The 17,760-nt window shown below is 67.4% G+C and carries 15 protein-coding genes; all 15 read right to left on the bottom strand.

What is annotated here, in order from left to right:
* Nucleotides 1-12: 12 nt before the first annotated feature.
* The 15 genes from H7F35_RS33955 to alaS all read right to left on the bottom strand — a co-directional run bounded on the left by H7F35_RS33955 (nt 13) and on the right by alaS (nt 17,732).
* On the bottom strand, nt 13-1,182 hold the full coding sequence (locus tag H7F35_RS33955) for an FAD-dependent monooxygenase (protein ID WP_187110851.1): 1,170 nt from the start codon (nt 1,180-1,182) through the stop codon (nt 13-15).
* 33 nt (nt 1,183-1,215) lie between these two features.
* Nucleotides 1,216-2,211, bottom strand: coding sequence for a Bug family tripartite tricarboxylate transporter substrate binding protein (locus tag H7F35_RS33960; RefSeq protein WP_187110852.1), 996 nt, complete (start codon nt 2,209-2,211; stop codon nt 1,216-1,218).
* A 14-nt stretch (nt 2,212-2,225) separates the two neighbouring features.
* The gene (locus tag H7F35_RS33965; RefSeq protein WP_187110853.1) at nt 2,226-3,197 is read right to left on the bottom strand and encodes a VOC family protein; all 972 of its coding nucleotides are present in this window, start codon (nt 3,195-3,197) and stop codon (nt 2,226-2,228) included.
* 369 nt (nt 3,198-3,566) lie between these two features.
* Nucleotides 3,567-5,045, bottom strand: coding sequence for an aldehyde dehydrogenase (locus H7F35_RS33970; protein WP_187110854.1), 1,479 nt, complete (start codon nt 5,043-5,045; stop codon nt 3,567-3,569).
* Between the two features lie 11 nt (nt 5,046-5,056).
* On the bottom strand, nt 5,057-5,845 hold the full coding sequence (locus tag H7F35_RS33975; protein ID WP_187114509.1) for an aspartate dehydrogenase: 789 nt from the start codon (nt 5,843-5,845) through the stop codon (nt 5,057-5,059).
* Between the two features lie 11 nt (nt 5,846-5,856).
* Nucleotides 5,857-7,569 carry a thiamine pyrophosphate-binding protein gene (locus tag H7F35_RS33980; protein ID WP_187110855.1) on the bottom strand — a complete coding sequence of 571 codons (1,713 nt, stop codon included), beginning with the start codon at nt 7,567-7,569 and terminating at the stop codon, nt 5,857-5,859.
* Nucleotides 7,562-8,398, bottom strand: coding sequence for an SDR family oxidoreductase (locus H7F35_RS33985; RefSeq protein ID WP_222621993.1), 837 nt, complete (start codon nt 8,396-8,398; stop codon nt 7,562-7,564). Before H7F35_RS33985 ends, H7F35_RS33980 begins: the two co-directional genes overlap by 8 nt.
* A 5-nt stretch (nt 8,399-8,403) precedes the next feature.
* Nucleotides 8,404-9,237: an IclR family transcriptional regulator gene (locus H7F35_RS33990; protein WP_187110856.1), complete on the bottom strand. Its 834-nt coding sequence runs from the start codon at nt 9,235-9,237 to the stop codon at nt 8,404-8,406.
* A 39-nt stretch (nt 9,238-9,276) separates the two neighbouring features.
* Nucleotides 9,277-10,149, bottom strand: coding sequence for an alpha/beta fold hydrolase (locus tag H7F35_RS33995; protein ID WP_187110857.1), 873 nt, complete (start codon nt 10,147-10,149; stop codon nt 9,277-9,279).
* Between the two features lie 7 nt (nt 10,150-10,156).
* Nucleotides 10,157-10,708, bottom strand: coding sequence for a cupin domain-containing protein (locus H7F35_RS34000; protein ID WP_187110858.1), 552 nt, complete (start codon nt 10,706-10,708; stop codon nt 10,157-10,159).
* Between the two features lie 45 nt (nt 10,709-10,753).
* Nucleotides 10,754-11,569, bottom strand: coding sequence for an SDR family oxidoreductase (locus H7F35_RS34005; protein WP_187110859.1), 816 nt, complete (start codon nt 11,567-11,569; stop codon nt 10,754-10,756).
* A 7-nt stretch (nt 11,570-11,576) separates the two neighbouring features.
* Nucleotides 11,577-12,563: a Bug family tripartite tricarboxylate transporter substrate binding protein gene (locus H7F35_RS34010; RefSeq protein ID WP_187110860.1), complete on the bottom strand. Its 987-nt coding sequence runs from the start codon at nt 12,561-12,563 to the stop codon at nt 11,577-11,579.
* Between the two features lie 184 nt (nt 12,564-12,747).
* Complete coding sequence (locus tag H7F35_RS34015; protein WP_187110861.1) at nt 12,748-14,007, bottom strand: D-amino acid dehydrogenase; 1,260 nt, start codon at nt 14,005-14,007, stop codon at nt 12,748-12,750.
* Nucleotides 14,008-14,057: 50 nt separating this feature from the next.
* A complete protein-coding gene (locus H7F35_RS34020) occupies nt 14,058-15,074 on the bottom strand; it encodes a 2-dehydropantoate 2-reductase (protein WP_187110862.1) in 1,017 nt (338 codons plus the stop codon).
* A 33-nt stretch (nt 15,075-15,107) separates the two neighbouring features.
* Nucleotides 15,108-17,732, bottom strand: a complete 2,625-nt coding sequence (gene alaS / locus H7F35_RS34025; protein WP_187110863.1) for an alanine--tRNA ligase — start codon at nt 17,730-17,732, stop codon at nt 15,108-15,110.
* Nucleotides 17,733-17,760 lie beyond the last annotated feature (28 nt).

Genomic DNA, 17,760 nt, shown 5'->3' on the forward strand with positions numbered 1-17,760 from the left:
GGTGAAATGAGATCAGGCGGTGTCGGCTGCAACCGCGACGGGAGCGCCGAGCGGCACGGCCCAGGCGTCGTAGCCGTAGACCCAGTCGGCGTTGCCGCCTTCGCGCAGCCAGTTGTTGCCGCGCGAGCCAAGCTGCACCTGGCTTGCGCGCTCGATGCGGGCCTTCTCGTAGCCTTGCAAGGCATCGGCCATGTCGCTCATCGCCACGCCCTCCAGGTGGCGGGCCAGCACCACGGCGTCTTCGATTGCCATGCCTGCGCCCTGTGCCATGAAAGGCAGCATCGGGTGCGCGGCGTCGCCCAGCAGCGCCATGCGGCCGGCGGCCCAGGCGGGCATCGGGTCGCGCTCGTACAGCGCGGTCTTGAGCACCGTGTCGCAGGCATCGAGCAGGGCACGGGCCTCGGGATGGTAGGCCACGTACTGCTCGCGCAGTTCGTCGACGCTGCCCGGTGCGGTCCACGACTCGAGGTGCCAGGTGTCCTGCGGCGTGGTCGCGAAGATGAAGATGTCCTTGCCGCGATTCAGCGGGAACGTGACGATCTGGCTCTGCGGGTTCGGGCCCCACCACTTGGTGAAGGCACCGAGGTTGGGCACGCCGGCCACGCGCTCTGCGGGCACCACGGCGCGGTAGGCGACGATGCCGGTGAAGCGCGGGCTCTCGGCGCCGAACATGGCGGTGCGCACGCACGAGTGGATGCCGTCGGCGCCCAGCAGCGCGCCGACGCGAGCGCTGGTGCCATCGGCGAAGGAAAGGCTCACGCCCTTGTCATCCGCCGCGATCTTCTCTGCACGCTTGCCGAGCGCGACCTGTTCGGCCGGGAACATGTCGGCCAACGCGGCCAGCAGGTCGGCGCGGTGGATGGTGAGCTGCGGCGCACCATAGCGCTGCTCCGCCGAGTCGGCCATTTCCAGGCGCGAGGTTTCCTCGCCGGTGTCGTAGGTGCGGCTGATGCGGTGCGACGGACGCGCCGCCGTCACGCGGGCCGCCTCGCCCACGCCCAGGCCGTCGAGCGCGCGCACCGCGTTGGGCGTGAGGTTGATGTCCGCACCGACACGGGCGAACTGTTTGGCCTGCTCGAACACGATCACGTCGTGGCCCGCGCGCCGCAGCGCAATGGCTGCCACGAGGCCGCCGATGCCCGCGCCGACGATGCCGATGGTGGATTCGCTGGTCTTCTTCATGGGTCTGTCTCTGCTCGTTGTGGCTGCCGACGCTTATTCGGCGACGATGTTGCGGGCCTTGATGATCTTGGCCCACACGGCCGTCTCATCGCGGATGTAGGTGGTGAACTCGGCAGGCTTCATGGCCGCGTCGGTCATGCCCTGCAACTTGAGGCGTTCGCGCACGTCGGGCTGCGCGAGCATTTCCGCTGCGTCCTTCGCAAGCTGCTCGACCACCGCGGGCGGCGTGCCCTTGGGTGCCATCAGGCCGTACCACGAGGTCACGGTCACGCCCTGGATGCCCTGCTCCGCGAGCGTGGGAATGTCGGGCGCAGCGGCACTGCGCTTGGCCTCGGTCACGCCGATAGCCACCAGCTTGCCCTGCTTGAGGAACGGCAGCGTAGCGGGCAGGTTGCTGAACATCAGCGGCACCGAGCCGCCGAGCACGTCGTTGAGCGCAGGCGCCGTTCCCTTGTAGGGCACATGCAGCAGGTCGATGCCGGCTTGCTGCTTGAACAGCTCGCCCGCCAGGTGCAGGCCGCTGCCCACGCCCGGCGAGGCATACGACAGCGTGTTGGGCTTGGCCTTGGCCTTCGCCACCAGGTCCTTCGCGTTCTTGATGCCCGACGACGGCGATGCCACCAGCACGTTGGGCGCCTTGGCCAGCATGGTGATCGGCACGAAGTCCTTCGCCATGTCGAACGGGAAGTTGGGCATCAGCGTCGGGTTGATGGTGACGTTGCCCGCCGGGATCACCAGCAGCGTGTGGCCATCGCCCTTGGCGCGCTTGACCTTCTCCATGCCGATGTTGCCGGCCGCGCCGACCTGGTTGTCGACCACGGCCGCCTGGCCGTAGCGCCGGGCCAGGCCGTCCGACAGGATGCGCGCCAGCGTGTCGACCGGCCCGCCGGGCGGGAACGGCGAAATGATGGTGAAGCGTTCGCTGGCCAGTTGCTTTTGGGCATCGCTTTGCTGCGCATGCACGCTCGTGCCGAGCGTGAGCGCCGCGAGCGCGGCAAACAGGAGAGGAAAGGAAAGACGTTGTTGCATGACGGATCGAGGGCTTATTTCTTTTCGGTAAGGAACGCTGCTTTCGGGCCTTCCGCGTTCTTCTGGCGGCGGGTGTTGCCGTCAAGGCCGCCATCGACGGCCCATTCGGCGAACACCGTGGGCCCGGGCTCGAACTCGCGCGGTTGCCAGTCGGCGGTGAGTTGGTCTTCGTCGGCGTAGTACTCGATGAGACCGCCCGCCGGGTTCTTGAAGTACCAGAAATACGCGGACGACACAGGGTGGCGGCCCGGGCCGAGCTGTGTCTCCCAGCCACGGCGCGAGAAGTGCAAACCGCCGCCGAAGACTTCGTGGATGTCGCGCACCGTGAAGGCCACATGGTTGAGCCCGCGTTTGCCCGAGGGAATCTGCAGCAGGAACAGGTCGTGGTGACCGCCCTCCGCCGCGCAGCGCATGAACGCGCCACGGTTCGGGTAGCTGTCGGACGACACGAAGCCGAAGCGCTGCGCGTAGAACGCACTCGTGCCCACCACGTCGTTGACGAAGAACACCACATGGCCGACTTCGATGGGCGTTGCGTGCTCGTAGATCGGCGCGGCCTGGTTGATGCGCGGCTTGGCGTTCCAGGTGTTCATGGCGCCGCAGTCGACATCGACGGCGTGCTTGCGGCTGACCTGCAGGCGCACGGCAAGGCCGTTGGGGTCGATGCAGCCGATGCGGCGTGCGCCGTCGACCGTGCTGTCGAAGAAACCCGTGTCGTGTGCGATGGCAGCGGCGTAGCGATCGAGGTCCGCATCGTTTTCCACGCCCCACACCACTTCGCGCAGCGTCGGGCCTTCTTCCATCGCGGGCGGCAGGTTCGCGTTGCCCAACGCCGCGACGACCACCTTGCAGCCGTTGAGGCACTCGAAGACGAGTTCGTCGGGCGCTTCCGACTTCAGCGCGAGGCCCCAGTCTTCGAAGAAGCGGCGGCAGGTGGGCAGGTCCTCTGCCCCGTAGGTGATCTGGTCGATGCCAAGTACGCTCATGTCAGTTTTTCGCTCTGGTGTTCACGGGGGGCTGTGGTCTTTTTTTGCTGGCGTTTGCTCGGGGCGCGTTCGGGTTTGGGTTCATTCGGGGCGAGTGCGAATGACACCAGGTGCTCCCCTCCGCGAATGTCCCCCGCTTCGCTCCTCCTTTATTTCGCTGCGGGGAGCACCTGGTGTCATTCACACAGGGGCACGCTGCTGGTGTGCCGCCGATCAACAAGTGCTCTGAGCGCTCACGTCGATACGGGGCTCTTTTTCGCGAAATAAAGGAGGAGCGAAGCGGGGGACATTCGCGAAAAAGAGCACCGTGTCGGCGTGAGCGACGCCCTGAACGGGTGCGCCCAGAACAACACAGAAAATGAAGAGACGTCATCCCAACGCCCAAGGCAAAGGCTGTTCATTCGTCCCCCAGTACATGCTCTTCTGCTCCATGTACTGAAAGATCCCTTCGCGACCCTTCTCACGACCCAGGCCACTGTCACGCCAGCCCCCAAAAGGCGTGGCGACAGAGAACTGCTTGTAAGTGTTGACCCATACCGTGCCCGCCTGCACCGCACGGCCCAGCTTCCAGGCGCGCTTGAAGTCCCGGCTCCACACACCGGCAGCCAGCGCGTAAACGCTGTCGTTGGCCTGCGCGATCAGCGACTCCTCGTCATCGAACGGCATTGCGACCAACACCGGCCCGAAGATTTCTTCCTGGCTGATGCGCGCGCTGTTGTCCAGGCCTTCGATGATGGTCGGCTTGTAGAAATAGCCACGGTCATAGCCATCGCCGTGCGGGCGTACGCCGCCCGTGCGAATTCGGCCGCCTTCGGACACACCGAGGTCCACATAGCGCTCGATGCCCTCGCGGTGCTTCGCCGTGATGAGTGGGCCTATCTGCGTCTGCTCCGAGGCCGGGTCGCCCACGCGCAGCGCATTGGCGCCTTCGGCCAGCCGCGTCAAGAACTCGTCGTAGATGCTGCGCGCCACGAACAGGCGCGAACCCGCAATGCACGACTCGCCCGACGAACTGAAGATGCCGTACAGCACGCCGCTCACCGCATGGTCGAGGTCGGCGTCGTCGAGCACCATGGTCGGCGACTTGCCGCCCAGCTCCAGCGACACCGGCATCATCTTGTCGGCCGCAATGTGCGCGATGTGCTTGCCGGTGGTGGTACCGCCCGTGAACGACACGCGCTTGACCAGCGGATGCTTGGTGATCGCGTCACCGATGACCGAGCCCTTGCCCGGCAGCACGCTGACGATGCCCCTGGGCACGCCGGCCTTCTCGCAGATGCGCGCCAGTTCCAGCGCCATCAGCGGCGTGACCTCGGCGGGCTTGACGACCACCGCATTGCCAGCCGCCAGCGCGGGCGCCAGCTTCTGCGCTTCGCTGGCAATCGGCGAGTTCCACGGCGTGATGGCCGCGACCACGCCCATGGGCTCGTGCACGCTCATCGTGACGAAGGCACCGCGCGACGGGGTGATGGTTTCTTCCAACGTCTCCAACGCGGCGGCGAAGAACTGGAAGGTGCCGGCGGCACTGGCCACGAGGTTGCGGGTTTCGCTGATGGGCTTGCCGTTGTCCAGGCGCTGCTTCTGCGCGAGCGATTCGCCCTCTTCGCGGATCAACTGCGCCACGCGATGCAGCACGGCCGCGCGCTCGTGCGGCAGGCGCTGGGCCCAGCCGCTGGTGCGGAAGGCGTGGTCGGCGCGCGTGATGGCTTCTTCGACGTCGGCGAGGCTCGCAGCCTTGAGGCGGGCGATCGGCTCGCCCGTGGCGGGGTAGAGGCTTTCGTATACGTCGCCGCCACCCAGGCGCCATTCGCCGGCAACGCAGATCGGAAGAAGCTCGGAAGAAATCATGGTGGAAAAACTCAGATGGACAGGGCCGCAGCCCGGTTGCGCAAGGCGCGTACCGCGCTGTAGACGGTGAGCGCAGAAGTCTTGGGGTTGGCCGCAAGCGGCTTGTTGCGCATGGTCAGCGCGAAGCTGCCGAAGGCGCCTTCGGCTTCGACGGTGTGCACGTTCTCGGTGGTGGCGGGGTCGGCAATCAGGCGCACCAGCGTCCTGTCGAGCCCCAGCCCCGCGAGCGACACGGTGGCCGCGACGTTCGCGTTCTTCGGGTACAGCAAGGCGGCTTCGCGCGCGCTGCCCTCGAAGATCACGGTTTCCTGTGTCAGCGCATCGAGGTCGCGGCCCTGCTCGGCCGGCGTGCCCTTCCAAGCCTGCGGCGGCTTGCGGCCGGTGTAGCGCACGCTGTCCAGGCCGCCGATGCGGGCGGCTGCGAGTGCGTCGATGGCACCGATGGCGCCGGCGATCAGTTGCACCTGCGTGCGACCGGCGATTGCGGCGGCTTCGAGCTTTTCAGCGAGGCCGGTGGCCGACAGCGCGCCCACCGACGCGACGATGCAGGGCGTGCCACGCGCAAGCGCCGGCAGCACGTGTTCTTCGATGGCCGCGTGCCCGGCGGTCTCGACCACGAGGTCGATGCCGCTTGTCGGCACGTTGCTCGCGACCTGCACGCCGGGCGCCAGTGCCTGCACCGCAGCCACGCCTTCGGCCGGCACGACGATGGCCGTCACGGCCAGCGTCGTGTCGCCTTCCAGCAGTTCGCGCACCGAGGTGCCGATGGCACCGAAGCCGATGAGTGCAACGCGCAGCACGGTCATGTTCTTCACTCCACCGACGCGGCAGCCTTGCCGAGTGCCGGGATCTGGGTGATGGTGTTGGTCGGCGGCCCGGCGAAGGCGCTCTTGAAGTCGCCGATGGAGAGCATGTCTATTTCGAGCAGGAACGGGCCGGGCTTGGCCAGTGCCTCGCCGAGCCTGGCCTTCAGTTCGTCCATGCGCTGCACGCGCGCATGCGGCAGGGCCAGCGAGGCGCACAGCATCGCGTAGTCGGGCGTGTGCAGGTCGGCATAGCAGCGGCGGCCGCCGTACTGCGCGTCCTGGATGTTCTTGATGACGCCGTAGCCCTTGTCGTTCATCAGCACGATCAGCATGTCGGCCTTTTCCTGAACGGCCGTTGCCAGCTCGCCGAGGTTCAGGATAAAGCCGCCGTCGCCCGCGAGGCAAAAGGTCTTGCGGCCCGAGCCCGTCTCGGCCGCGCCGACAGCCGCGCCAATGGCCATGGGCATGCCCTGGCCGATGCCGCCGCCGGTGGCGTGCACGCCGGCGCTGGGCGAGAAGATGCGCAGCTCGCGGTTGCCCCAGGTGCTGTTCGACACCGTGACGTCGCGCACCCAGTTGAAGTTGCGGCCGGCTGCCGCTTGCAGTTCTTTCACCAGTGCGGCGTACGGGCCCAGGCCGTCGGTCAGCGAGGCAACGGCTTGTGCATGCGCGGCGCGCAGCTCGGTGAGCAGCGCTGGGTCGGCCTTGTATCTCGCGGCTTCGAGGCGATCGGCCAGGCCTTCGAGGGCCAGAGCGGAATCACCGCAGACGAACAGGTCGGTCGCATAGCCACGGCCTTCGGCGGCGGCATCGGCATCGATGCGCAGCAGCGGGCGCGGCAGCTTCAGTTCGTACTTGAGCGTTTCGTTGCCGCGCAGGCGCGAGCCGACGACCAGCATCGCGTCGCAACGCTGATACAGCGCCTCGACGGGCTTGTGGATGTTGTACGAGCCGAGCGAGCCGGCATCGTCTTCAGGCACCGTGCCGCGGCCCTGCGTGGTCGTGACCACGCCGAAGCCGAGCGCCTGCAGGCGCTGGATGGCGGTGCCGGCATGGCGTGCGCCGCCACCGACCCACAGCATCGGGCGCTTGGCGGCAGCCAGGCGCGCGGCCAGCGCGTCGAGCGATGCGGCCGAGGGCACGGGCCGTTCGATGGGCAACGGCGACAGGTCGGCGGGCATCGTCGTGAGCGCCGACTGGATGTCGATCGGAATCTCCACGCTGACCGGGCCGGTCGGTGCCGTCAGCGCGAGTTGCACCGCGCGCTTGAGCGTGCCGAGCACCGTCTCGACGCTGCGCACACGAAGCGCAGCCTTCGACACCGCCTTGAGCATCGTGAGCTGATCGGGCGCCTCGTGGATGTACGACATGCCCTTGTCCAGGTAAGGCGTCTCGATCTGCCCCGTGATGTGCAGCAGCGGCGCGCCGGCCGTCAGCGCCTCGACCATGCTGCCCGCGATGTTGCCGGCGGCTGGGCCCGTGCTGGTAAGGCACACGCCGAGGCTCGCCGTCGAACGCGCATAGGCATCGGCCATGTTGCCGGCCCCGGCCTCGCCGCGTGCGGGCACGAAGCGGATCGCACCGCGCTGCGCGAAGGCATCGAGGATCGGCATGTTGTGGATCGAGATCACGCCGAAGGCCGCCTTGACGCCGCACTGTTCGAGAAAGGCCGCGACGACTGCGCCGACCGTGACCGTGTTGTTGTTGGGTTTATGCATGGCGTGACAGGCCTCCGGAGATATCGATGTGACTGCCCGTCGTGTAGGACGCGAGGGGCGAAGCGAGGAAAAGAATCGCGCGTGCGGCTTCGATCGGAAGCCCCAGGCGACCCAGCGGGATGTGTTTGTTCTGCGCGAGCTGGCCGCTCCAGGCGGACCAATCCTGCGACTTGTCTTCACGCGTTTCGAAGCGGCGGCGCCACTGGCCCGACTCGACCAGCCCGATCAGGATGCCGTTGACGCGCACGCCTTGCGGCGCGAACTCGGTGGCCATCGAACGCACGAGGTTCAAAAGGCCTGCGCGCGCGGCCGAGGTGGCGACCATGTGTGGTTCGGGCTGGCGCGCCAGCAGCGAGTTGGCGCAGACGATGGACGCATCGCCCAGCACCGCATGCTGCGCCGCAAGCTGGGGCAAGAAGGCGCGCGTGGGGTGGATGACGGAGAAGAACTTCAGGTTCAGTTCTTCGGTCCAGGCTGCGTCATCGGTCGTGGCGAAGGTGGAGACACGGCCCTGCCCTGCGTTGTTGACGAGCATCGAGGCCGGGCCGAGCGCGGCTTCGCTGGCTGCGGCGAAGGCCTTGACCGAAGCGCCGTCGAGCACGTCGCAGGCTTGGGCGAAAAGCTTCGCGCCGGGGAACTGCTCACGCAGACCGGCCACCGCGCGGTCGAGCCGTTCGGCATTGCGTCCGCACAGCGCGACGGCAGCGCCACAGCCGAGCAGCAGCTCGACGGTCGCCAGGCCGATGCCCGACGAACCGCCCGTGACCACGGCCACGCGGCCCGCGAGCGCATCGGTGGCAAAGAAGGAAGAAGGTGCCTGCATCGTCATGACCATCAGGCGCTGCGAAGCGGCACCACTTTGTTGGCACGTGCAGGCGAGTAGTTCAGCAGGCCCGAGATTTCCTCGGCTGTGCTGCGCACGCGCAGCACCATCTCGTCCATGCGGTTCTCTTCGATCTGGCCCGAAGTGATGGTCGCGCCCAGCGCCGCCACGATGTGACCGCTGTGGTCGCGCACCGGCGCGGCAATGCTGGAGATGTTCGACTCGAAGAAGCCTTCGCCCAGCACATAGCCACGCGAGCGGTCGGCCTGCACCATGTCGAAGAGTTCGTTCACGGTCTTGGGCGTGCTCGGTGAGAAGGTCTCGAGCTTGTCTTCGGGGTAGAGCGCGCGCAGTTGCGGCAGCGTGAGGTCTTCGAGCAGCACGCGGCCGAGCACCGTGGCATGGGCCGGCAGGCGCGTGCCCACGGTGACCGAGCTGGCGAATGGCGTGGGCGGCGCGACCTTGGCGACGTAGACGATCGATCGGCCGTCGCGCACCACGAGGTTGCAGGGCGTGCGCAGTTCGTCGCACAGGCGGTTGAGCAGCGGCGTGCCGAGTTGCGTCAGCTCCAGCGACGCGAGGTACTCGAAGCCCAGGCGCAGCACCGCAAGGCCCAGGCGGTAGTCGCGGCCGCCTTCGGCGCGCTCCAGAAAGCCCATGTTCTCCAGCGTGGTGAGCAGGCGGAACACGGTCGAGCGCGGCAGGTCGAAGCGGCGCGCCAGTTCGGGCGCGGAGAGCGTGCGGCTTTCGCGGCTGAACTCGCACAGCACGCGCAGGCCGCGTTCGAGCGCGGGCACGTTGTAGCGGTCGGCGCCCTCTTCCATCACTTCGTTGTCGTTGGCCATGGTCGTTGGTTGTTTGGGTTGGTTGTTCCGGGTGCCCTGTCAGGCGGCGAGCGCTTCGCGCAGCAGCGCGGCAACGGCCTGCGGCTGCTCCACGTAGCTGGCGTGGCCCGCACCCTCGATGGGTTCGAGCGTCACCCCGCACTGGCGCGCGACTTCGGCGCAGGCGTCGGGCGTGGTGACGACATCGAGCGTGCCACAGGCCACGCGCACCGGCATGGCGGGCGGCAGGTCTGCCAGCAGATTGCCGTTGCACAGCAGCTCGACGGCCTGGCGGTAGCCGCCGTCGTTCAGGCGCGCCATGTTCCAGCGCACCCATTGGCGCGCGAGTTCGCTGGCACCTTCGGACACGAGGCGGCCCGAGCGCTTCGCGGCCATGCCGGCGATGCCCAGTTCGTCGAGCGAGGCCAGGCGCTCGGTGTGCACCTTGGCGCGGGCTTCGACGCGCGACGGTGCGCCGTAGCCCGCGGCCGGGCTGATCAGCACGAGGCGGCGAATGCGCGACGCCAGGGCCGAACCGTTGCGCGCGGCAGACGCGGCAGTGAGCGCGCCAAGCGAATGACCGACCAGCACGCAGGACTGCACGTCGAGCGCATCGAGCAAGGCATGCAGGCGCTCGGCGTAGTCAACGGCAGTTGGCGTGGCGGACGCGAGCGGCGTCGATGCACCGTAGCCCGGCGCATCCCACGCGATCACGCGGGCTTGCGGCGCGAGCAGCAACGCGACGTGGAGCCACGAGGCCGCACCGGAGCCGATGCCGTGCAGACACACGAGGGCCGGCCCTGCACCGTGCTCGCGCACCGACACCGCCGTGCCGCCGCCGACCGGTACCGTGCGGGCGGGAAAGCGGGCGTCGAGCAGTGCCAGCTCGGAAGCGGGCAGCGTCTGTGCGTCGGTGGCCGTGGCGTCGCTCATGTCTGGCTCAGCGCTTGATCTTGGCGAGCGGGTGATCGGCCGGATAGGTCGGCGTCGCCGGCTTCTTCGCGCCGAGCATCACGCACATCAGCGCGTCTTCGTCGCCGATGTTGATCTCCTCGCGGTACACGCCCGGCGGCACCGAGATCAGGTCGCGGTCGGTCATGATGGTCTCGAAGCGCTCGCCGTCTTTCTCGATCACCACCTTGAGCTTGCCGCGGATCAGGAAGAACACTTCTTCCACATCGGTGTGCAGATGCGGCGGGCCTTCGTGGCCGGCCGGGATCACCATGGTCGAGAAGGTGAAGTGCTCGGCCGCCACGGTGTTGACGTCTTTCGCCACGCCGGTGCCGCCGGTGCCCACGTAGCGCATCTGCGCGCGGCGGAACTTGGGGTCGAAGTCGGCCTGGAACTTCAGCGCGTCCCAGTCGTACTTGCGGGTTTCGTAGCGCGCGATGCGGCTGTTCATCCACTCGGCAAGGCTGCTGCCTTCGGGCTGCGCCAGCGTGGTGGTGGCGGCGGCATCGTTGATCTTCTGCTGTTCGGACAAATCGCTCATCGGGTCACTCCTTCGTCGGAAAAATTCGGTCGTTCACTCTTTGGGTCAGTGCATCGCAAAGCCGCCGTTGACGGCCAGCAACTGGCCCGTCACGAAGCGTGCGAGGCCGGAAAGCAGGTACAGCGTGGCGCCGCACACATCGGCTGCCTGCTGCTCGCGCGGAATGGCGCGGCCTTCGAGGTATTTCTGACGGCGCGCCATCGGCACGTATTCGGTGGCCTCGACCAGCGTGAGGCCCGGGGCCACGGCGTTGACGGTGATGTTGTCGCCACCCCATTCGCGCGCCAGCGAGCGTGTCACGGAGATGACGGCGCCCTTGCTCGATGCATAGGCCAGCAGGTTGGGCGCGCCCCACAGCGCGGTGTCGGAAGCGAGGTTGACGACGGCGCCGCGGCCACTCGCCGCAAGCGCGGACCGGCAGGCGCGGCCCATGAGCCAGGTGCCGCGCACGTTGACGCTCATCACGCGGTCCCACATCTCGATGTCGAGCTGGTGCGCATCGCGGCCGCCCGAATTGGTGATGGCGGCGTTGTTGACCAGCCCGTCGAGGCCGCCGAGCAGGCGGATCGCCTCGGCGGCGCAGGCGTCGATGGATGCGGGGTTCGACAAATCGACGGTCAGCGCATGCGCCTTGTGGCCGGCGTCGCGCAGCGCCTTCGCCTCAGTCTCGGCCAGCTCGCCGAGGATGTCGGCCAGCACCACGCTGGCGCCCGCAGCGGCGATGCACTGCGCGAACGCAAGGCCCAGGCCGCGCGCACCGCCGGTCACGAGGATGCGGCGGCCGGCCAGCAGGTTGGCGGGCAGTTCGGCCAGCAGCGCCTGCAGGCTCGACGGATCGGGAATGGCTTTGAGTTCGGACATGGGATGTTCAGTCGGCCTGGATGCCGAGTTCCTTGATGACCTTGCCGAAGCGGGTGAAGTCGGCGGCGTTGGTCTTGCCAAGCACGTCGGCGTCGCCGCCCACCGGCGCGGTGCCGAGCACGGCCATGCGCGCGACGATGTCGGGCATCTTGAGGATGTCGTTGAAGTGGCCGTTGAGCGTCTTCACGATCTCCGGCGACAGATGGCGCGGACCCCAGAGGCCGTTCCAGGCCGTCACCTCGACGTCTTTGTAGCCCAGCTCCGCCAGCGTCGGCACCTTGGGCGCGAGCGGCGAGCGTTCGCGCGAGGCCACGGCCAGCGGCAACAGCTTGCCGTTGGCGAAGTACGGCGCCACCGGGCCGAGGGTGATGAAGGTCACCGGCACATGGCCGCCGAGCACATCGTTGACGGCGGGCGCGACGCCCTTGTAGGGCACGTGCGCGAGGTTCGTGCCCGAGGCGCGGGCGAACATCTCGCCCAGGATGTGCATCGGCGAACCGCTGCCCGGGCTGGCATAGGACAGCGACTTGCCGGCGCCCTTGGCGGCGGCGACAGCGTCCTTCAGGCTGGTGAAGCCGCTGCCGCCGCTGGCCACCAGGAACAGCGGCTGGCTGCCCGTCTGCACGATCGGCGTGAAGCCGTTGAGCACGTCGTAGGCCGAGGCACCGTTGGTCTTGAGCACCAGTTGCGCGATGGAGAAAGTGCTGGGCGCGAGCAGCAGCGTGTAGCCATCGGGGGCCGCCTTCGACACGTAGGCGCTGCCGATGATGCCGCTGGCACCGGGCCGGTTGTCGACCACCACGGGCTGGCCCACGCGCGTCGACAGCTTCTCGGCAAAGAGTCGCGCCAGCGCATCGGTGTCGCCACCGGCCGGGTAGGCGACGACCAGCGTGATCGGCTTGCTCGGGTAGGCGTCGGCCCAGGCGAGTCCGGTGACGCAAGCGGCAGCGATGGAAATGGCTGCGGCGATGGCATGGCGGCGGGTGTGTTTCATCGGAGTCCGTGGGATCGATTTTGTTTTACTAAAGAAACAACGATTTATTAATGGAACGCCACGAAGAATACCGAGGAAGACAACTTCATGTCTAAGTAAAAACCCTGAGAGTTGCAACCCAACGAAAACAGGGCGCCCCTTTCGGGGCGCCCTGCTCGCAGACGCGCTGTTGTGGAGGGGAAGCTCAGCCGCCGTAGCGCGCCACTGTCAGGCCTTCCATGTCGATCCCGGGCGCCTTGCCCGCGATCAGGTCGGCCATCACGCGGCCAGTGCCCGCAGCCATCGTCCAGCCGAGCGTGCCGTGCCCCGTGCTCAGCATCAGGTTGGGAATGCGCGTGGCACCGATCACCGGCGTGCCGTCGGGCGTCATGGGGCGCAGGCCGGTCCAGAAGGACGCATCGCGCACGTTGCCGCCCTTGGGAAAAAGATCGGTCACGACGTGTTCGAGCGTGTCGCGACGGCCTGCATCGAGCTTCAGGTCGAAGCCCGAGAGCTGCGCAGTGCCGCCCACGCGAATGCGGTCGCCGAGCCGCGTGACAGCGACCTTGAAGGTCTCGTCCATCACGGTGGATTCGGGCGCGCCGCGCGCATCGGTGATGGGCACGGTGATCGAGAAGCCCTTGACCGGATACACCGGCAGGCCGATGCCCAATGGCTTCACCAGGGCGGGCGAGTAGCTGCCGAGCGCGACCACGTAGCGGTCGGCGGTGAAGTGGCCCGCATCGGTGCGCACGGCCGTCACGCCTTTGCCTGCATCGTGCTCGATGGCCTGGATGTTCACGCCGAACCTGAAGCGCACGCCCTCGGCTTCCGCGAGCTTGGCCAAGGCCTGCGTGAACTTGAAGCAGTCGCCGGTCTCGTCGCCCGGCAGGCGCAGGCCGCCGACGAACTTGTCCTTCACTGCCGCGAGCGCGGGTTCGTAGGGCACGCAGCCTTCGCGGTCGAGCACCTGGTAGGGCACGCCGGAGGCCTTGAGCACTTCGACGTCTTTGGCCGTGCCGTCGAGCTGCTGCTGCGTGCGAAACAGCTGCAACGTGCCCTGCATGCGCTCGTCGTATCGAATGCCGGTGTCGGCGCGCAGGGCCTTCATGCAATCGCGGCTGTATTCAGCCAGGCGCACCATGCGGCCCTTGTTGACCTCGTAGCGCGCTTGCGTGCAGTTGCGCAGCATCGACAGGCCCCAACGCCACATGGCCGGATCGAGCATGGGCTTGATGACCAGCGGGCTGTGCTGCATCAGCATCCACTTGATGGCCTTGACCGGCACGCCGGGCCCGGCCCATGGCGCGGAGTAGCCGGGTGAAACCTCGCCCGCGTTGCCGAAGCTGGTTTCGAGCGCGGGCGCCGGCTGGCGCTCCAGCACCGTCACCTCGTGCCCGGCACGGGCCAGGTAGTACGCCACCGAGGTGCCGATGACACCGCTGCCGAGAATCAGGACCTGCATGAGAACAACCCTTTGAAAGCCGCGACGCTCCCGAGGGTACAGGGTGGGCGCTACAGGCCCAGCGAATCTTGCAATTGCCGTGCCGGCCAGCGCTGCGGCCGTTGCGGCCAAGCATCGAGCAAGGCGACCATGCGCGCGTTGCGCGGCGCGCTCAGGCCGTGCTCTTGCGCGAGCCGCACCACTTCGCCGCTGAGCGCATCGATCTCGGTGCGACGACCCAGCGCCAGGTCGTCGGCCATGCTGGAGCGGGCCTTGGCATCGATGCGCAGCATGCGTGCCGCGACGATGCGAAACAGCCAGTCGGGCAACCGCAGCAGGCCCGACAGCCGATGCGCCGGAACGGCCGCGACCTGTGCCGGTGCGATGCCCGCCACATGGAGCACGCCCAGCGCCTCGTCGATGAGCGCCGCGAAGCAGCGCCGGTAGCCGCGCTGCATCAGCTCTTCGCGCAGCGGCAGGCCAGAGAGCGCATTGACGGGGTTGTTGAGGTTCAGCAGCAGCTTGCCCCACTGCACCGGCAGCAGGTCGGCATGCAGATCGAGCGGCACGCCGGCACGCTCGAACACGGGCAGCCAGGGCCGCAGTGCGGCGTCATCGGCCGCGGCCAACCGGCCGGGCGTGCCGCGATGGAAGGCACCAGCGCCGATCTCGGCCACGTTGTACGGCACCATGCCGGGCAGCACATTGAGCGACGGGCCAGCTTGCGATGCGGCCGCGCAGTTGGAAATGCCGTTCTGCAGCGAGACGACCGTGGTGCCCGCAGGCAACGCAAAAGCCAGCTCGGCCGCTGCTTCGGCCGTGGCGCCACTCTTCACGCAAAGCAGCACCAGCGCAGGCCGTGCGCCGACGGGCACCTGCTCGAACAGACGCAAGCCGGCTGCGGGCAGCTTGTGCCTGGCACCGTCGATGTCGCTGAGCGTCAGGCCATTGCGTGCGAGCGTTTCCAGCACACGCGGACGGCCGACAAAGGTCACGGGCACACCGGCCGCCGCAAGGCTGCCGCCGATGAAGCAGCCGATGGTGCCAGCCCCCATCACAAGCACTTCACCGGGGATCGCGTCGGGCATGAAGTGCTTGTTGAAGAGGTAAGTGGCGGGTGGTCAGACGCGTTCGGCGACCCAGGCCTGCACCGACTTCAGCGCGGCCGGAAGGCCTGCCGCATCGGTGCCACCGGCCATGGCCATGTCGGCCTTGCCGCCGCCCTTGCCACCGACCTGCTGGGCCACGAAGTTGACCAGCTCGCCGGCCTTGACCTTGCCCACGCTGTCGGCGGTGACGCCGGCCGCGATCTGCACCTTGTCGCCATCGGCGGCAGCCAGCACGATGACGGCGGTCTTGAGCTTGTCTTTCAGCTTGTCCATGGTGTCGCGCAGCGTCTTGGCGTCGGCGCCATCGAGCTTGGCCGCGAGCACCTTGATGCCGTTGACGTCGACGGCCTGCGCCAGCAGTTCGTCGCCCTTGGACGACGCGAGCTTGCCCTTGAGCGCACCCACTTCGCGCTCCAGCGCCCTCACCTGCTCCAGCACCTGCGTGAGCCGGCCCTGCAGCTCGGCGGTCGGCGACTTGAGCGTGGCGGCCACGCTGTGCACGGTAGCTTCGAGGTCTTGCAGGTACGACAGCGCATTGGCGCCGGTGACGGCTTCGATGCGGCGCACGCCGGCGGCCACGCCGCCTTCGCTGACGATCTTGAAGAGGCCGATGTCGCCGGTGCGGCCGACGTGCGTGCCGCCACACAGTTCGCGGCTGGTGCCGATGTCGAGCACGCGCACGGTCTCGCCGTACTTCTCGCCGAACAGCATCATGGCGCCGGTCTTCTGGGCCGATTCCATGTCCATCACGCGGGCCTGCGTGGCCACGTTGGCCAGGACCTCGGCGTTCACGCGCTTTTCGATCTCGACGATCTGCTCGTGCGTGACAGCGGCGTTGTGCGCGAAGTCGAAGCGGGTCTTTTCGGCATCGACCAGCGAGCCCTTTTGCTGCACGTGGTCGCCGAGCACTTCGCGCAGGGCCTTGTGCATCAGGTGGGTGACCGAGTGGTTGCGCATGGTGGCGTTGCGGCGCGCGATGTCGACCGCGGCCTTGACCGCATCGCCCACCTTCAGCGTGCCTTGGGTCTGCGTGCCGTGGTGGCCGAACACGTCGGCCTTGATCTTCAGCGTGTCTTCGACGCCGAACTGCACGCCTTCGGCGATCAGCACGCCCTGGTCTCCGACCTGGCCGCCGCTCTCGGCATAGAACGGCGTGGTGTCGAGCACCACGATGCCGCTCTGGCCTTCCTTGAGTTCCTGCACGGCCGTGCCTTCGAAGTACAGCGCGGCGACCTTGGCGTTTTCTTCCAGGTGGTCGTAGCCGGTGAAGGTGTTGCCCGCGCCGGTGTATTCGACGTTGCGGTCCATCTTGAACTTGCCGCCCGCACGGCCGGCGGCCTTCTGCTTTTCCATGGCGACGTTGAAGCCGGCTTCGTCGACGCTCACGCCGCGTTCGCGGCAGACGTCGGCCGACAGGTCGAGCGGAAAGCCGTAGGTGTCGTGCAGCTTGAAGGCCACTTCGCCCGGCAGCGTCTTGGCATCGCCGGCCAGCGCCGCGTCGAGAATTTCCATGCCGTTGGCCAGCGTCTCGAAGAAGCGTTCTTCCTCGGCCTTCAGCGTGTCGGTGATGCGCTTTTCATCGGCCACGAGCTTGGGGTACGCATCGCCCATCAGCTTCACGAGGTCGGGCACCAGCTTGTGGAAGAACGGCTTCTTCTGGCCCAGCTTGTAGCCATGACGGATGGCGCGACGAATGATGCGGCGCTGCACGTAGCCACGGCCTTCGTTCGACGGGATCACGCCATCGGCCACCAGGAACGAGGTGGCGCGGATGTGGTCGGCAATCACGCGCAGCGAGTTGTTCGACAGGTCCTTCTCGCCGGTCTCGCGGGCCGCGGCCTTGATGAGCGCGTCGAAGATGTCGATTTCGTAGTTGCTGTGCACGTGCTGCAGGATCGCGGCCAGGCGCTCCAGGCCCATGCCGGTGTCGACGCAGGGTGCGGGCAGCTTCTTGACCGAGCCGTCGGGCTGCATGTCGAACTGCATGAACACGTTGTTCCAGATCTCGATATAGCGGTCGCCGTCTTCGTCCGGGCTGCCGGGCGGGCCGCCAGGGATTTCGGGACCGTGGTCGAAGAAGATTTCGGAGCACGGGCCGCACGGGCCGGTGTCGGCCATCATCCAGAAGTTGTCGGACATGTAGCGGCCGCCCTTGTTGTCGCCGATGCGCACAACGCGCTCGGGCGGCAGGCCGATTTCCTTGGTCCAGATGTCGTAGGCCTCGTCATCCTCGATGTAGACGGTGGCCCAGAGTTTTTCGGCCGGCAGCTTGTAGACCTTGGTCAGCAGCTCGAAGGCCCAGGTAAGCGATTCGCGCTTGAAGTAGTCGCCGAAGCTCCAGTTGCCCAGCATCTCGAAGAAGGTGTGGTGACGCGCGGTGTAGCCCACGTTCTCCAGGTCGTTGTGCTTGCCGCCGGCACGCAGGCAGGCCTGGACCGAGGCTGCGCGCACATACGGGCGCTTGTCTTCACCGAGGAACACGTCCTTGAACTGGACCATGCCCGAGTTGGTGAACATGAGGGTCGGATCGTTGCCCGGCACCAGCGAACTGGAGGGCACCACCGTGTGGCCCTTGGAGGCGAAGAAATCGAGAAAGGTCTTGCGGATGTCCGCGACCGTGAATGTGGGCTGGCTCATCTTTGGATTCGTCTTCTGTCGAGGGCGG

This window comes from Variovorax sp. PAMC26660 (genome assembly GCF_014302995.1).
Taxonomy (GTDB): Bacteria; Pseudomonadota; Gammaproteobacteria; order Burkholderiales; family Burkholderiaceae_C; genus Variovorax.

Excerpts from the sequence above, each read along its gene's own strand:
- H7F35_RS33995 (WP_187110857.1), bottom strand. The coding sequence starts at position 10,149 with ATGAGCGACGCCACGGCCACCGACGCACAGACGCTGCCCGCTTCCGAG.
- H7F35_RS34020 (WP_187110862.1), bottom strand. The coding sequence starts at position 15,074 with ATGCCCGACGCGATCCCCGGTGAAGTGCTTGTGATGGGGGCTGGCACC.
- H7F35_RS34015 (WP_187110861.1), bottom strand. The coding sequence starts at position 14,007 with ATGCAGGTCCTGATTCTCGGCAGCGGTGTCATCGGCACCTCGGTGGCG.
- H7F35_RS34010 (WP_187110860.1), bottom strand. The coding sequence starts at position 12,563 with ATGAAACACACCCGCCGCCATGCCATCGCCGCAGCCATTTCCATCGCT.
- H7F35_RS34005 (WP_187110859.1), bottom strand. The coding sequence starts at position 11,569 with ATGTCCGAACTCAAAGCCATTCCCGATCCGTCGAGCCTGCAGGCGCTG.
- H7F35_RS33985 (WP_222621993.1), bottom strand. The coding sequence starts at position 8,398 with ATGACGATGCAGGCACCTTCTTCCTTCTTTGCCACCGATGCGCTCGCG.
- H7F35_RS33980 (WP_187110855.1), bottom strand. The coding sequence starts at position 7,569 with ATGCATAAACCCAACAACAACACGGTCACGGTCGGCGCAGTCGTCGCG.
- H7F35_RS33965 (WP_187110853.1), bottom strand. The coding sequence starts at position 3,197 with ATGAGCGTACTTGGCATCGACCAGATCACCTACGGGGCAGAGGACCTG.
- alaS (WP_187110863.1), bottom strand. The coding sequence starts at position 17,732 with ATGAGCCAGCCCACATTCACGGTCGCGGACATCCGCAAGACCTTTCTC.
- H7F35_RS33960 (WP_187110852.1), bottom strand. The coding sequence starts at position 2,211 with ATGCAACAACGTCTTTCCTTTCCTCTCCTGTTTGCCGCGCTCGCGGCG.
- H7F35_RS33970 (WP_187110854.1), bottom strand. The coding sequence starts at position 5,045 with ATGATTTCTTCCGAGCTTCTTCCGATCTGCGTTGCCGGCGAATGGCGC.
- H7F35_RS34000 (WP_187110858.1), bottom strand. The coding sequence starts at position 10,708 with ATGAGCGATTTGTCCGAACAGCAGAAGATCAACGATGCCGCCGCCACC.
- H7F35_RS33990 (WP_187110856.1), bottom strand. The coding sequence starts at position 9,237 with ATGGCCAACGACAACGAAGTGATGGAAGAGGGCGCCGACCGCTACAAC.
- H7F35_RS33955 (WP_187110851.1), bottom strand. The coding sequence starts at position 1,182 with ATGAAGAAGACCAGCGAATCCACCATCGGCATCGTCGGCGCGGGCATC.